General features: G+C 46.2%; 14 protein-coding genes. 8 read left to right on the top strand and 6 right to left on the bottom strand.

Features of this window, described 5'->3' with window-relative positions:
• From A3Q3_RS0106050 to A3Q3_RS0106030, 5 genes are all read right to left on the bottom strand, one after another.
• Complete coding sequence (locus tag A3Q3_RS0106050; protein WP_020182681.1) at positions 1-837, bottom strand: Stp1/IreP family PP2C-type Ser/Thr phosphatase; 837 nt, start codon at positions 835-837, stop codon at positions 1-3.
• Positions 834-3,353, bottom strand: coding sequence for a serine/threonine-protein kinase (locus A3Q3_RS0106045; RefSeq protein ID WP_026361784.1), 2,520 nt, complete (start codon positions 3,351-3,353; stop codon positions 834-836). The genes A3Q3_RS0106050 and A3Q3_RS0106045 overlap by 4 nt, the downstream gene beginning before the upstream one ends.
• A gap of 61 nt (positions 3,354-3,414) precedes the next feature.
• Entirely contained in the window at positions 3,415-3,882 is a 468-nt protein-coding gene (gene nusB / locus A3Q3_RS0106040) for a transcription antitermination factor NusB (RefSeq protein ID WP_020182679.1), read from the bottom strand.
• Positions 3,879-4,328: a 6,7-dimethyl-8-ribityllumazine synthase gene (gene ribH, locus A3Q3_RS0106035; protein ID WP_020182678.1), complete on the bottom strand. Its 450-nt coding sequence runs from the start codon at positions 4,326-4,328 to the stop codon at positions 3,879-3,881. Before ribH ends, nusB begins: the two co-directional genes overlap by 4 nt.
• Before the next feature lie 84 nt (positions 4,329-4,412).
• The gene (locus A3Q3_RS0106030) at positions 4,413-6,083 is read right to left on the bottom strand and encodes an OFA family MFS transporter (protein ID WP_020182677.1); all 1,671 of its coding nucleotides are present in this window, start codon (positions 6,081-6,083) and stop codon (positions 4,413-4,415) included.
• A 173-nt stretch (positions 6,084-6,256) separates the two neighbouring features.
• Between A3Q3_RS0106030 and phoB the strand changes: the two genes are divergently transcribed.
• Entirely contained in the window at positions 6,257-6,961 is a 705-nt protein-coding gene (gene phoB / locus A3Q3_RS0106025) for a phosphate regulon transcriptional regulator PhoB (RefSeq protein ID WP_020182676.1), read from the top strand.
• Positions 6,962-7,011: 50 nt separating this feature from the next.
• Here phoB and A3Q3_RS0106020 read toward each other — a convergent pair whose 3' ends face one another.
• The gene (locus tag A3Q3_RS0106020; RefSeq protein ID WP_020182675.1) at positions 7,012-7,674 is read right to left on the bottom strand and encodes a hypothetical protein; all 663 of its coding nucleotides are present in this window, start codon (positions 7,672-7,674) and stop codon (positions 7,012-7,014) included.
• A gap of 197 nt (positions 7,675-7,871) precedes the next feature.
• On the opposite strand from A3Q3_RS0106020, the gene A3Q3_RS0106015 reads away from it, so the two are divergent.
• The 7 genes from A3Q3_RS0106015 to urtD all read left to right on the top strand — a co-directional run bounded on the left by A3Q3_RS0106015 (position 7,872) and on the right by urtD (position 15,079).
• On the top strand, positions 7,872-9,005 hold the full coding sequence (locus tag A3Q3_RS0106015; RefSeq protein WP_020182674.1) for a hypothetical protein: 1,134 nt from the start codon (positions 7,872-7,874) through the stop codon (positions 9,003-9,005).
• A 47-nt stretch (positions 9,006-9,052) separates the two neighbouring features.
• Positions 9,053-10,276 carry a formamidase gene (gene fmdA, locus A3Q3_RS0106010; RefSeq protein WP_020182673.1) on the top strand — a complete coding sequence of 408 codons (1,224 nt, stop codon included), beginning with the start codon at positions 9,053-9,055 and terminating at the stop codon, positions 10,274-10,276.
• A gap of 11 nt (positions 10,277-10,287) precedes the next feature.
• Entirely contained in the window at positions 10,288-10,626 is a 339-nt protein-coding gene (locus tag A3Q3_RS0106005; RefSeq protein WP_020182672.1) for an FmdB family zinc ribbon protein, read from the top strand.
• A gap of 96 nt (positions 10,627-10,722) precedes the next feature.
• Positions 10,723-11,967 carry an urea ABC transporter substrate-binding protein gene (gene urtA, locus A3Q3_RS0106000; protein ID WP_025224757.1) on the top strand — a complete coding sequence of 415 codons (1,245 nt, stop codon included), beginning with the start codon at positions 10,723-10,725 and terminating at the stop codon, positions 11,965-11,967.
• Positions 11,968-12,116: 149 nt separating this feature from the next.
• The gene (urtB, locus tag A3Q3_RS0105995; protein ID WP_020182670.1) at positions 12,117-13,034 is read left to right on the top strand and encodes an urea ABC transporter permease subunit UrtB; all 918 of its coding nucleotides are present in this window, start codon (positions 12,117-12,119) and stop codon (positions 13,032-13,034) included.
• Positions 13,035-13,121: 87 nt separating this feature from the next.
• Positions 13,122-14,339: an urea ABC transporter permease subunit UrtC gene (gene urtC / locus A3Q3_RS0105990; protein WP_020182669.1), complete on the top strand. Its 1,218-nt coding sequence runs from the start codon at positions 13,122-13,124 to the stop codon at positions 14,337-14,339.
• A complete protein-coding gene (urtD, locus tag A3Q3_RS0105985) occupies positions 14,336-15,079 on the top strand; it encodes an urea ABC transporter ATP-binding protein UrtD (protein ID WP_020182668.1) in 744 nt (247 codons plus the stop codon). The genes urtC and urtD overlap by 4 nt, the downstream gene beginning before the upstream one ends.
• The last annotated feature ends 21 nt before the right edge of the window (positions 15,080-15,100 follow it).

The raw sequence follows: 15,100 nt of genomic DNA, 5'->3' as shown, positions 1-15,100 counted from the left end.
CTAACCCTTATTATGTGTGACTTTTTTATAGAGTGATTGCAGCCAATTTGCTTTATTTAATGAGTAATCATCAATCACGCTTATTAATATCACAGAAATATTATCTTTACCACCCCGTTGATTGGCTTTTCTGATTAACAGGTGCACGATGGCTTCCAGATCGTCATTGTGCTCGATGAGAATAGACTCGATTTCATGGTCTTCTACCATGTCGGTGAGCCCATCCGAGCATAATAAATATAAGTCGCCGACTTGTACTGTGTGAGTATTGATCTCCAAATCGGCCACCGGATCGACGCCCAAAGCTTTGGTGACAAAGTTCTTATAAGTGGCATATTTGGCTTGCTCGGTAGTGAGTAGGCCGGCATCGATTTGTTCTTGTAACAATGAGTGATCGTTGGTGAGTTGTGATAATTGAGCGTTACGTAAAACATACGCTCTGGAATCGCCAATGTGGCCAATCACTACTTGGTTATCGACGAACATAGTCACCACCAGCGTGGTTCCCATGCCTGCGCATTGGGCTTGTGTATTCGACACCTCTAAAATGGCGCTGTTGGCAGCGGCCACTGCATCAGCCATCCATCTGCTAGCCATGTGTGTAGTCACAGGCTGGTTGGCTTGTCGTGCTTGGTTAAACTGGGTTGTACATTCCGCAGTAATACTCAGTGCCGCCATTTGGCTGGCGACATCGCCCGCGTTATAACCACCCATGCCGTCAGCCAAAAGTGCAAAGCCTATACTGGCATCGCTGGCAATGGCATCCTCGTTGCGAGAACGCAGCAGGCCCCGGTCGGTAAGGCGCGCAACGCGTAAGGCGAACTCCAGATCACTCATCGTGCTAATGACTGCAGACAACTATGCAAATCGGCGGCGAGCGCTTGGCCATTTTGATAACGGGCTTGAACATCTTTTTCCAATAGTTTTTGAATGATATTTGAGATTGCTAGCGGAATATCCGGGTTAATTTCAATCGCTGTTTTGGGTGTTGCTTGGCTAATGTTATACATTAAATTGGCCATCGAGTCTCCCTCAAATGGCAACTCTCCTGTGGTTAACTGGTACATCGTTGTGCCTAGTGAAAACAAATCAGAGCGCCCATCTAGTTTTTTGCCGGACAATTGCTCCGGAGACATGAAATTGGGCGTGCCTAGCACCATACCTGTTTTGGTTTTAGATGTGTCAGTAATTCTGGCAATGCCAAAATCGGTCACTTTGACTGATTGGGTGTCCGGCTCGTACATGATATTGGCGGGTTTGACATCGCGATGAATCACATGTTGTTGATGGGCATAATCCAGCGCACCCGCTACTTTGATCATAATATTTAGCACAGTATCCAGCGGCAGGAGTTGTCCCAATTTGGTATATGGATTGAGATCGTGTCCTTTGAGTAGTTCCATGGCGATATAGGCTAAATCATGTTCCTCGCCGGCATCATAAATGGTGACAATATTAGGATGATTCAGTTTGCCGGCGGTCTCTGCTTCTCTAAAAAAACGTGCTTTGACGGCTTCCAGTTCACTGGCTTCAAAGGCTTGCGATAACGCCAAGGTTTTAATGGCAACCTGACGGCCAATTTTAGGGTCAACCCCCAAATACACGGTACCCATCGCACCTTTGCCTAGCTCTTTTTCAATTTGATAGCGGCCTAACATTGGCTTGGAAAGTGTACCGTCTGCGCTAGATAAATCACTATATAAGCCTGATTGGCCACCCAACACAATCGTTTCAGAAAGCTGGCGTGATGTTGCGATACGCTGCGTCAGATCTTTAAAATGTGGATTATGTTGTGCCATGTAACTAAACACCTGCGTGGCTTTGTTGAATTGCCGCTTACGCTCAAAATCCAGCCCCAAGTGATAGAGGCTATCCATCAAGTTATCTTCTAGCAGACATTTTCTAAAACGATCAAACGCCATATCGAGTTGCCCTTGGCTTTGTAGCATCAGCGCCAGATTGCGATTGCTTTCTGAGGACTCGGCGTCGGCGAGGCGTTTGCCACGCTCAGTCAACCAATATTGCTTAGAGATGAGCAGCGCATGTCCGAGTAGTAACAATACGCAAGGCATCATCAGCTGTACCCACCAGCCGTACTGCGTCATAAAGACAAGGTGCATCGTTACTAACAGCAGCCCTAAGCATAAGCTCACACCAGCTGCAGTACTGGCAGACAATCTCGTCAACAGAAACATTAAATAGAGGCCAATACTCAGCCATGCAGTGTATTCCAAAAACAGTGCCCAAGTTGGCGTGATAAAAAAATCCTCATTCAGAATGCTGGCAATGTGATGTGCCAACGTTTGTATCGGCTGCATATGGGCAGAGATCGGCGTAATTTGTGTATCGCCGCCGTCACCTGTAGCCGCCATGCCGATCAATACAATTTTGCCTTGGTATTTAGACGCCGGGATTTTGCCGCTGTAGACATCGTAAAAAGAATCCGTTGGGAAGGGCGTTTGCGCAAGCGGAGATGTGTAGAAAAAACTATGCATCTGCAGTGCATTATTGGTTTGAATATTTAATTTTCCGACTTGTACACCTTGGCCCAGTTGCACTTGAATATCTTGTGCGGTCAGGTTTAAGTAGCGCGCTGCAACTTGCAAAGCGAGTGATGGGTAATATTGGTCAAAATACTGTAATACCAGCGGCTCAACGCGCACAGCGCCATCTACGTCTGTCACTTGGTTGAGATGACCAATGGCACGTGCTTGTGATGCGATTGGTGCAATCGGCGGGTAAGCTTTAAGTGCGGAAGTCGGCGTCAGTTGATGTTGAATAGCATGGGTACGATCCACCACATTGGTCAGTGCCTGCCGTGTGATGTAATCAGGCAGCGGGCCATCAGGCTTGCCATTAGGTACGCCCAGTTTAAAGGGCATCGTCAACACTACATTATTGGCCTGCGCAATACTGTCTGCCAATCGCACATCAGCGTTAAGGGCGCGTTGTGCATCCTCTAACATGGTATTAAGCGCATGGCCATCTGTGCTGTTGGCTATGGAGGAGTGCTGAAGCTTGGTTTGCAACTGATTGATGTAAGCTAAGCCTTGATCGACTTGCGGCTCTAGAAAAAATACGGTGTGGCCAATCACTTTGGCCGAGGTGAGCTGTTGAATGAGGGTGGCATGCACCTGACGAGACCATGGCCAGCGGCCAATGTTGTGGATGCTCTCGTCGTCAATCGCAATCACGGCAATGTCATGGCCAGGCTCGCGATGCGACAACTGCATGCCAATATCATAAGCCATGCGCTCAATGGCTTGCATCCACTGGCTATGGCTGCTCAGCAATAACAGAAGAGATAATCCGAGTGCAATTATCCAATCAGTCGCTAACAGGCTTTTCTTCACTTTTCTTCGATTTCATGAAATCGCCTAACTCAATAGGATGAAAGCGTGAAAGAGATAAAGTTTATTTTCTAAATTCCATGGGTCTTGCTACTGCCGCGACTTTATCCAACACGCCATTGATATATTTGTGGCCATCTACCCCACCGTATAATTTAGCTAGCTCAACACCTTCGTTGATGGCGACACGGTATGGAATGCTCACATCAAAAAACAACTCATAACTGGAAATACGCAAAATGGCATGTTCAACCGGGCTGAGCTCATTAATTTTGCGGTCAATAAACGCTGAGATCTCTTGATCCAGCTTTTCAACATGCTCTGTGACACCTGCCAGTAACTGCTTAAAGTATGCCTCGTCCGTTTTAATATAATCCGGGTCATCCTTGGCATCGGTCGCAATCTGCTTAAGCTCGCCTGCATTCATCATGCCGCGATAAATCGCTTTTAACACCAGTTCGCGTGATTTACGTCGATTTTGGCTGGTTTTAGGTTTCTTTACCGGCTTGCTTGCTGGTTGCTCGCCACTCATAGCGCGCGTACCAAATTGGCCATTTCAATGGCTACTTGTGCAGCCTCAGCGCCTTTAATGTGCATACGGGCTTCGGCTTGCGCATCATCTTCTGTGGTCAAGACTGCATTGGCCACTGGAATGCCGGTGTTGAGCTGCACTTCTGAAATGCCACGCGCAGATTCATTGGCCACGACTTCAAAGTGGTAGGTCTCGCCACGAATAATGGCACCTAGTGCAATTAGCGCATCGTATTGTTCACTCAAGGCCATGTGTTGCAAGATCAGTGGCGTTTCTAGTGCGCCCGGCACGGTGGCAATTTTAATATCTTGTGGTTTTACGCCAAGTTTAAGTAGTTCTTGGTGACATGCATTTAACAATGCGTCGCACACATTGCTGTTAAAGCGCGAGACTACAATCCCAATTTTTTTACCTGCGCCGTTTAAATCTTGAGCGATTTTGTTCAATTTCAATCCTAACGATTTCTAAAAGCGTTATTTTAACTCAATAACCCTTATTCTCGACCGAATCTACTTGATTGACTGCTATTCCTAACTAAATAACACCCATGCTTTCTGCACGGTCATCCAAACGCCATAGCTAATCGGTACCAATACCGCCAGCCATGCCAACTTTACCACCATCGAAGATTGAGGAACGGATGCGGTGTACGCCTGCATATTGGCTTGTGTCTGAGCAAATTTTTCATGACTGATTTTGCGCTCTTCCGCCAGTTCTGCATCGGTCATAAAATACTTATCTGCCACTGGTTTGACTAGGAAATTAGCTAGAAATCCAACCACCAATAACCCTGCTAGCACCATAAAAATAGGGGCGTAAATTTGGTCAAATGGTACACCTGCCTCTAAGCGAATATCATGCATGTAATTCACAATGACGGGCCCGACAATACCAGCTGTGGACCATGCTGTGAGTAAACGGCCATGAATGGCGCCCACAAACTGCGTGCCAAACATATCTGCAAGGTAGGCTGGAATGGTCGCAAATCCGCCGCCATACATAGAGGCAATCACACAAAATGCTGCTACAAATAGCGCCAGTGATTTATGACCTGCCATATAGGTCGCGGCGCAGTACATCAGTGCACCCAATATAAAGAAAATAAAGTAAGTGCGTTTGCGGCCTAAGGCATCGGATGAGGTGGCCCACGCAAATCGCCCAAAAATATTGAAGAGTGAAATAATGCCAACAAAGCCAGCGCCTACAGCGGCTGCCGCTGCAGTCAATGCTTCGTCTTTCTTAATGTCGGCAAAACCAACGGTATGTTGGCCAATCAGTGCGCCGCCAAAGGTCTCTTGCAGCATGGGTGCGGCGGCGCCAATAATGCCAATGCCGGCAGAAACGTTCATGCACAATACTAACCATAATAGCCAAAATTGTGGGGTCTTATGGGCTTTGTCCAGATGCACATGGCGGGTTGCAATCATGGTGTTGGTTGATGGGGCTGGAGGTGTCCAATTCGCGGGTTTCCAGCCAGTAGCTGGTACGCGGTAACCTAGCGAACCGCATGTCATGAATACAGCATAGATAATAGCCAGTACCACAAATGTTTGCCACACACCGGGGGCGGTAGGGGTGGCAAAATAGCTCATCAATTTAGTCGCTAGTGGAGAGCCAATCATGGCGCCACCACCAAAGCCCATAATGGCCATGCCGGTGGCCATGCCACGGCGATCTGGAAACCATTTAATCAGGGTAGATACTGGTGAAATATAGCCGAGCCCAAGCCCAATGCCACCAATGACGCCGCTGCCTAACCACATGAGCCAAAGTTGGTGGCTGTAAACACCATAAGCTGAAAGTAGCAAACCGCCGCACCAGCAAAGTGTTGACACTAAGCCTGCTTTTCTTGGACCTGCGCGCTCTAACCAGCCGCCCCACAGGGCAGCAGAACAGCCAAGTAGAACAAAAAATAAAGTGTACATCCAGCCCAAATCAAATTGCGTCCAGTTGCAATCGGTCGCAAATAGGGCTTTGCCGGTGCCAGATAGCTTCTCGGCAAAACTTGTAGCGCCTGCCGCACATGCAGCCAATGGTTTGCCTTCGGCATCCAGTAACGCATTACCCAGCGGTTTCCAAAATACGCTAAAGCCATAGGCCATCCCAATAGATAAATGTACTGCTAATGCGGCTGGGGGCACCAACCAACGATTAAAACTTGCATCTGCAGTAATATGTTCTTTTGATAAAAAGTCAGACATCCTCAACCCTTATTATTTCTGATAAGCAACATGCCATTAACATATTGTTACAAATCTGCAGAATTGGCAATTAACCTTTGTATTTTGGGCCAATTGGGCGTTTAATATTTGTCATGAATTTGTCATATTTCGGTCATAGAATGAGCATACTTAAAAACAATAGGGTTTAAGCAATGACAGCAAACATATTGGTTGTAGAAGACGAGCCAGCGATTCAAGAGCTACTGGCACTGAATATCAAACAAGCGGGGTATAACGCATTACGCTCGCTCAGCGCAGAACATGCGCAACAATTATTGAGAGAAACATTACCAGATTTAATTTTATTGGACTGGATGTTGCCTGGCATGAGCGGTATTGAATATGCCAGACGCTTGAAGTCGGACAATCTAACCAAAGCGATTCCTATCATCATGCTGACAGCAAGAGGCGATGAGTACGATAAAGTACGTGGCTTGGAAGTGGGCGCCGATGATTATGTGACTAAACCGTTTAGCCCACGTGAGTTGAATGCGCGTATTAAAGCGGTGTTAAGACGCCGTGCGCCACAAATGACGGATGATCCGATTGAGATTTCTGGGTTGTCGTTAGATCCAACCACCCACCGCGTCACTGGTAATAACGTGAATATTCCGCTGGGCCCAACAGAGTTCAGGTTGCTCCACTTTTTTATGAGCAACGCAGAACGCGTGCACAGCAGAACGCAGTTGCTGGATAAAGTATGGGGCGACCGCGTGTTTGTGGAAGATAGAACCGTGGATGTACATATTCGTCGCTTACGTAACGCACTGATGGTTTCTAACCACCAAGATTTGATTCAAACCGTACGCGGTTCTGGCTATCGCTTCTCTGCACAAGTGGTTGAGCAAGCAAGTTAATTAAATAGATTTAAGTATTCAAAAAAGGCCCGGAGAGGGCCTTTTTGTATTTATTTAATCGCCTTCAACGCTTTCCAGCCAGTCTTATGTAAGCACTCTATCAAGCCGCGTGTGTAAGTTTGTGTTGCCATATCAGGCTGATGCGCTTCGCCAAGCGTTGCAACACAACTGGTCTGATCGGCTTTGAGTTGTGTCGGCGTTCCGCCAAATTTCCACCAAGAGTTAATTTTGTAAGTCTTCATTGGGTCTACAGGCGCCGTTGCTGGTTTTTTTTCTACTTTGGTTTCTGCAGCAGGGGTGTTGGCGGCAGTTGATGCGCTTTCGCTAGCATTGCTTGCGACTGTGTTTTCTGTCTTCTGCATTTGCTCCGTTTGCGCTTCTTTGCTTTGCACTACTTTATCTGCATTGCTGGCATCTGCATGAGGTTTTTCTTGCACTTCCACAAAAGCAGATTTGTCAGCGTTAGCTGGCGGTGTACCGCGATTATCTGTGACAGAAGTCTCTGCAAACAGATCACTATCATCAAATTTTTGTACTTCCCACCCTTGTTTTTGCAAGCAGTTTGAGAACTCTGCCTCAGATACACCGCGACAAGCTTTATGCGCAGATTCAATGTCTCTCACAGATGCGCCGCGTTTATAAGACACCTCGCCACACGCGCTTGCTGTAATTGCTAACACAATGATTGTTAAGTATTTTTTTGAGAAATTCATTGACGTAGTACTTCCATTTTATTCATCTTTGATGTGCACAATATACAGCCAGTTGCGCAGAAACTGACTACGCAATATGACGTATTTAACTCACTCCTACCAATCGTTAATCTTGCTCCGTGACAAATGCATTGAAGTTGAAATGCACATGCCAAATTTTTCTAAACCTGTTTTTTTGACTCTATGGGAGAGTAGACATGAATTTGAATTTAAAGAAAAGCGTATTACGTTCGGCGATGTTAACGGCATGTTCATTAAGTGCGCTGAGTGCGCACGCAGCAGGCACGATTACATTCGGTGAAGACAAATACGTGAGCATCGGTTTTGGCACCATTGGTAGCTATAGCTCTGTAGAAGATGGTGCAGCTAATGGTGATGACCGCTCTAACGATTTCTCCATGAACAGTGCGCGTATTTACATTTCAGGTTCACTGAATAAATACATTAAAGGCATGTTGAATACAGAAAGCTCAGGTACTGGCGGCGCTACTGAAGTGATTGACGCTAACGTGCAGTTACAAATCACCGATGACATTGCCATTTGGGCAGGTCGTTTCCTCTCCCCAAGTGATCGCGCCAACATGGCAGGCCCTTACTACTCAATGGGTGGCGGCTACTGGGCAAATGTGGCTTCTCGCTATGGCTGGAACGGCGGCACCATTGGTCGTGACGAAGGTGTAGCGATTGTGGGTAGTGCAATGGATAGCCATATCGGTTACTCATTTGGTCTGTTTGAAGGCGACAAGATTTTTAGATTCAGTGGTGTAGGCGCGTTATCAGAAACTGCTGGTGATAAAGACAAATTAATGTATGCCGGTCGTTTGCAGTTTGACTTGTGGGATGCGGAGCCAGGCTATTACGGTACAGGTAACTACTTTGGCGCTAAAGACATTTTAGCCATTGGTATTGCCGGTAGACAAAAAACCGATGGCGCAGTCAGCGCGATTGATGTGGGTGACTACAGCTCTTACAGCGTGGACTTTCTCTTAGAGAAAAAAGACGTAGGCCCAGGCACTTTCTCAGCTGAAGCTGCTTACTACGACTATGACACTGATGACGTGTTCTTAAGTGAGCAAGGTAAAGCGTACTCAGCAGGTGTGGCTTATTTGTTCAATTCTAAAGTGGGCTGGGGCCAATTCATGCCATTTGCACGCTATCAAAAATTTGATTCAGATGCAGCGACAGCAGATACCACCAAGAAATATGAAATTGGTACTAACTATGTAATTGAGCCATATAACGCAACGATTACAGCCGCTTACTCAGACACCAAAGTGACTGGTTCAAGCAGCGTCAATGCAATCACTGTTGCAATGCAATTCCAATTTTAATTGACATCCATTCTTGGAACTTAACTGATCAATATGGAGGGTGAAGGATGAAAACAATCGTCAAGTTAGATTTAGACAAAAAACCATGGGAGCAAGATGGCCAGATTCATAATCGCTGGCATCCTGATCTGCCGATGGTGGCGATGGTAAAGCCAGGCGATGAATTCCGTGTGGAATGTATGGACTGGACTGGCGGCCAAATTGGCAACAACGACAGCGCCAATGACGTACGCGATGTAGATTTAACGCAAGTGCACTATCTAAGTGGCCCGATTGGCGTAGAAGGTGCTGAGCCAGGCGATTTAATGGTGGTGGATATTTTAGATGTGGGTACGTTTGAAGACTCGCAATGGGGCTTTAACGGTATTTTTGCTAAGGAAAATGGCGGCGGCTTTTTAGTTGACCATTATCCGGAAGCACGCAAATCGATTTGGGATTTCCATGGTATTTACACTAGCTCACGTCATGTGCCGAATGTGAAATTTGCGGGCATCATGCACCCGGGTTTAATCGGTTGCTTGCCTTCTAAAGAGTTGTTGGAAAAGTGGAATACTCGCGAAGCGGAATTGATTGCCACTGATCCAGACCGTGTGCCAGCATTGGCATTGCCACCTAATCCGCAATCTGCAGTCATGGGTAAATTGACAGGCGATGATGCGAAAAAAGCAGCAGCAGAAGGCGCGCGTACGGTACCTCCACGTGACCACGGTGGTAACTGCGATATCAAGAACTTAACCAAAGGTTCTAAGATTTATTTCCCGGTGTATGTGAAAGATGGCGGTCTCTCGATGGGTGACCTGCACTTCTCACAAGGCGATGGTGAAATTACGTTCTGCGGTGCGATTGAGATGGCGGGCTATCTTGATATCAAAGTCAGCTTAATCAAAGACGGCGTGAAAAAGTACGGCATTAAAAACCCAATCTTTCAGCCCAGCGTCCTGACACCGACTTATCGCGATTACATCATTTTTGAAGGTATCTCTGTCGATGAGCAAGGTAAGCAGCATTACCTAGATGTGCATGTGGCATACCGTCAAGCTTGTTTGAATGCCATTGAGTACATGAAGAAATTTGGCTATACCGGCGCCCAAGCACTCTCGATTTTAGGCACCGCACCAGTGGAAGGGCATATCAGCGGCATTGTGGATATCCCTAACGCTTGTGCAACGCTGTGGTTACCGACTGAGATTTTCGACTTTGATATGAAGCCGAACGCAGATGGACCAAAAATCATGGTGAAACAAGGCGTTGATACCGCCAAAACAAGTTAAGGAGTTTGCAAATGCCCATGTATGAATATGAATGTGACAGCTGCGGCGTGTTTAGTGCGCTACGCAGAATGAGTGAATGCAGTGAACCTGCTTTTTGCCAAGAGTGCGGCGCTGAAAGCCCACGCATTATGTCAGTCCCACGCTTAGCCATCATGGGCAAGCAGCAACGTGAGGCGCATGAGCGCAATGAAAAATCTGCACATGATCCTAAAGTTGGTCGACGTTCCAGTTGCGGTTGCACCGGGTCACACACCTGCAAAACCACTACTAAAGTGAATGAAGACACTGGCAAAGCTGCGCTGCAAGTACAAACCAAAAAAACCGCTAGACCTTGGATGCTTGGGCATTAGTCAAGCCGATGAAGTAAAGCGAATTGAGTTGAAGTAAGTTTAGTTTTAAATATTTTTAATTTTTACAGTTTGATTTTTTAAACAGGAGACACAGCAATGAGTACCTTTAACAGACGTAGTTTTATGAAAGCGGGTGGCGCGCTAGTTGGCGCACTGCTAGCAGTGGGTGTGATTTCCAGCCATGCTTTGGCAGCGGATTTTCCAACCGCTAAAGTGAACACTACAGGCTTAGCCGTGACGGATACCACAGTCAAAGTAGGTATCTTGCACTCAGCTACCGGCACGATGGCGATCAGCGAAACCGGTTCTATCCAAGCTGAAAAATTAGCGATTGAGCAAATCAATGCGATGGGTGGTATTTTGGGCCGCAAAATTGAAGTGATTCAAGAAGACGGTGCTTCAGACTGGCCAACATTTGCTGAGAAATCTAAAAAACTATTGGTAAAAGATAAAGTGGCTGCGGTTATGGGCTGCTGGACATCTGCTTCACGTAAAGCGGCATTGCCAGTATTTGAAAAAGAGAATGGCTTGCTGTTCTACCCAACGTTCTATGAAGGTTTAGAGCAATCTAAAAACGTGTTCTACACAGGCCAAGAAGCAACACAACAAATTTTGGCAGGGTTGGATTGGATTGCTAAAGAGAAGAAAGCGAAAACGTTCTACTTGATTGGTTCTGATTACATCTGGCCACGTACTTCGATGAAAATTGCCCGTAAACACATTGAGCAACACTTAAAAGGCACAGTGGTGGGTGAAGAGTACATTGCGTTGGGCGATACACAATTTGGTTCTGTGATTAACAAAATCAAACTGAAAAAACCAGACGTGATTTACGCAGCGGTAGTAGGTGGTAGTAACGTAGCATGGTTTAAACAACTGAATGCTGCTGGTTTAAATTCAGCTAAACAAACCATGTTAACCATCTCAGTGACTGAGGATGAAGTGTTAGGCATTGGCGGTGAAAACTTAGCTGGTTTCTACTCAGCCATGAAGTACTTCCAATCTCAAGATAACCCGGCCAACAAGAAATTTGTGGCTGAGTTTAAAAAGAAATGGGGTCCTAACTCTGTGATTGGTGACGTGACACAAGCTGCTTACTTAGGCCCATGGTTGTACAAAGCTGCGGTTGAGCGTGCAGGTAGCTTTGACGTAGACAAAGTACAAGCTGCTTTACCAGGTTATGAGTTCAAAGATGCACCAGAAGGCCCTGTGACTGTAGAAGCTAACCATCACTTAACGACTAAATTACGTATTGGTCAATGGGGTAAAGATGGTCAAGCGAAAGTGGTTTACACCTCTGGTTACATCAAACCTGATCCATTCCCAAAAGGTTATCAATAGTTGTCTGATGCGTGGTTTAGACCACGCACCTGAGTAGTCAATATGCGGCAGTCTGTGATCAGGTTGCCGCAATTTGCAGGCAAATAGTAGTAGGTTGAGATGTGTGGGTTCAGTTTATTTCATTAGTAGGTTTTGAGTAGGAGGCCGGTATGTTTGGTTATTCAATGGCAGATATAGGCAATATTGTGGTGATGCAGGGTTTCTCTGGCCTGAGCATGTTTACAGTGTTGCTCCTCATGGCACTTGGTCTCGCAATTATTTTCGGGCAAATGGGTGTAATTAATATGGCACACGGTGAGTTTATGGCAATTGGTGCCTATACCACGGTGATGATTTCCAAGTTGGCGGCCAATTATGGCTTTGTAAACTATTACTTCGTGTTTGCGATTCTCATCGCATTCGCCCTAGCGTTTGCAGTGGGGTACTTCATTGAATTTATCATGATACGGCATCTGTATAAACGGCCACTCGATACGCTGTTAGCGACTTGGGGCTTGAGTTTGGTGATGCAACAAATCTTCCGCTCAACGTTTGGCGCAAAAGAAGTGAGTGCTGAGTTGCCAGAATGGATGTTGGGTTCGTTTAAGCCAACACCAGACATTGATATTCCCATTAACGGGGTATTCGTGATGTTCTTAGCCATCATTGTCACGGCTGGGGTGTACTTGTTTATGTATCGCTCACGCTGGGGTCTACGTGTACGTGCCACCGTGCAAAACCGTGTGATGGCAGGCGCTGTTGGTATCAATACCAGTAAAGTGGATCGTATGACCTTTGCCTTAGGCTGTGGGATTGCAGGGATTGCAGGTGCTGCGTTTACCACGATTGCTTCTACCGGCCCAACCACAGGCACACTCTATATTGTAGATAGCTTTATGGTGGTGGTGTTTGGTGGTGCAGCCAGCTTGATGGGTACGATCGCCTCCGCGTTCGGTATTGCACAAGCACAATCAATCTTGCAGTTCTTTATGACTAGCTCGATGGGTAAGGTGTCTACATTGTTGGTGATTGTAGGGATTTTGATGATGAAGCCAGAAGGTTTGTTTGCTTCGAAACTACGTAAGTAATACTGCAAGCAAGTGTGATCAAAAGCAAGTATTACAAATAGTAAGTAGTGCCACAAATTTTGTTTGACGTAGATTAGGAGAACATAGATGAATGCCATATTAAGTAAGTTAAGTTCGAGTGAACTGCTGGGAGGCAAGAAAGGGTTATTAGGGTTAGCGGTGCTGGCTGCCGTTATCTTTGTCGCCCTACCACTTGGTGTCGATATATTCAGGCTGAATTTAGTCGGTAAATACCTGACCTACGCCTTTGTTGCAGTGAGTTTGGTGTTGTTGTGGGGTAACGGCGGGATTCTGAGTTTAGGCCAAGGCATCTTCTTTGGTCTGGGTGGTTACGGCATGGCGATGTTCATGAAGTTAGAAGCCTCAGATCCGATTAGTACCAAAATCCAAACCACACCAGGCATCCCCGACTTTATGGACTGGAACCAGTTGACTTCCATTCCATGGTTTTGGGAGCCGTTCAAGAGCTTGCCTTTAACCATATTGGCTATCTTGGTGATTCCAGCGCTATTTGCTTACATTATCGGTTTTGCAATGTTCAAGCGTCGTGTAGGGGGCGTGTACTTCGCCATCATTACCCAAGCCATTGCCTTAATTTTAAGTATCTTGATTGTCGGTCAACAAGGCTTAACTGGTGGCGTAAACGGTATTACTGACCTCAAAACCATGTTGGGTTGGGATACACGTACCGATAGTGCAAAATACATCTTGTACTACGTCAATGGCATCTTGTTATTCGGTTGCATCTTGCTTTCCAGATACATTTTAACCAGTAAGTTTGGCATGTTGTTATTGGCGATGCGCGATAAAGAAGAGCGCGTGCGCTTCTCTGGCTACGACGTATCTGATTTCAAAATCTTTATCTTCTGTATCGCTGCCATGATTTCTGCGATTGGTGGCGCCATGTTTACCTTGCAGGTCGGCTTCATGTCACCTTCGTTTGTGGGCATTGTGCCATCCATTGAAATGGTGATTTTCTGTGCGGTAGGCGGGCGTATCTCCTTGATTGGTGCGGTGTACGGTACCTTGTTAGTCAACTACGGTAAAACCTTCTTCTCAGAAACGTATCCAGAATTGTGGTTGTTCCTGATGGGCGGTTTGTTCATGGCGGTGGTGATGTTCTTCCCAAATGGTTTAGCAGGGTTGTGGGATCAACATGCTAGAAAACTCAAGTTCATGAAACGGTTTTATGACGACACGCCAGAACCGGTAAAGATTGAGCCTACGCTGTCACACATTGAAGCGCCTGTAGCTAAAAAAGAGAAACCCGCCAAAGTGGCCAATATGAAGGGAGCTAAAGCATGAGTAATACAGACTTTGTATTGTCCATTGAGGATCTGACGGTTTCATTTGATGGATTTAAAGCGGTCGATAACCTCACCATGTATATCGATAAGAATGAGTTACGTGTGGTGATTGGGCCAAACGGTGCAGGTAAAACCACGGTGCTGGATTTGATTTGCGGTAAAACCAAATCTACATCAGGTTCTATCAAGTTCATGAATAAAGAGCTGACCAAACTTTCTGAGCACGAAATTGTGCGTGAAGGCGTAGGCCGTAAATTCCAAACGCCTTCGATCTACGAGAACTTATCGGTGTATCAGAACTTGGAAGTGTCCTACCCCAAAGGGCGTGGCGTGTTTGGTAGCCTGACATTTAAGCGCACGGCCGAGGTTGAAGCACAAGTACGTAAAGTGGCAGAAGAAATCATGCTCACTGACTTACTCGATTTAGAAGCGGCCTTATTGAGTCATGGCCAAAAGCAATGGCTGGAAATCGGCATGTTGCTGATGCAAGATCCAGAGTTGCTGATGCTGGATGAACCAGTGGCGGGCATGAGTGCAAAAGAACGTGACCAAACAGCCGAGTTACTGAATAAAATTTGCAACAACCGCTCTGTGCTGGTGATTGAGCATGACATGGAATTCGTCAAAAAGATCGCCCATAAAGTGACCGTATTGCACCAAGGCAAGATTTTGGCCGAGGGCTCTATGGACAAAGTGCAAGAAGATGAAAAAGTGATTGAAGTGTATTTAGGTCATTAATTAATAGGTCATTAGGAGAAC

Source organism: Methylotenera sp. 1P/1 (assembly GCF_000384355.1).
Classification (GTDB): domain Bacteria; phylum Pseudomonadota; class Gammaproteobacteria; order Burkholderiales; family Methylophilaceae; genus Methylophilus.
The sequence above is the reverse complement of the archived record's forward strand: the minus strand, read 5'-3'. Positions and strand labels throughout refer to the sequence as shown.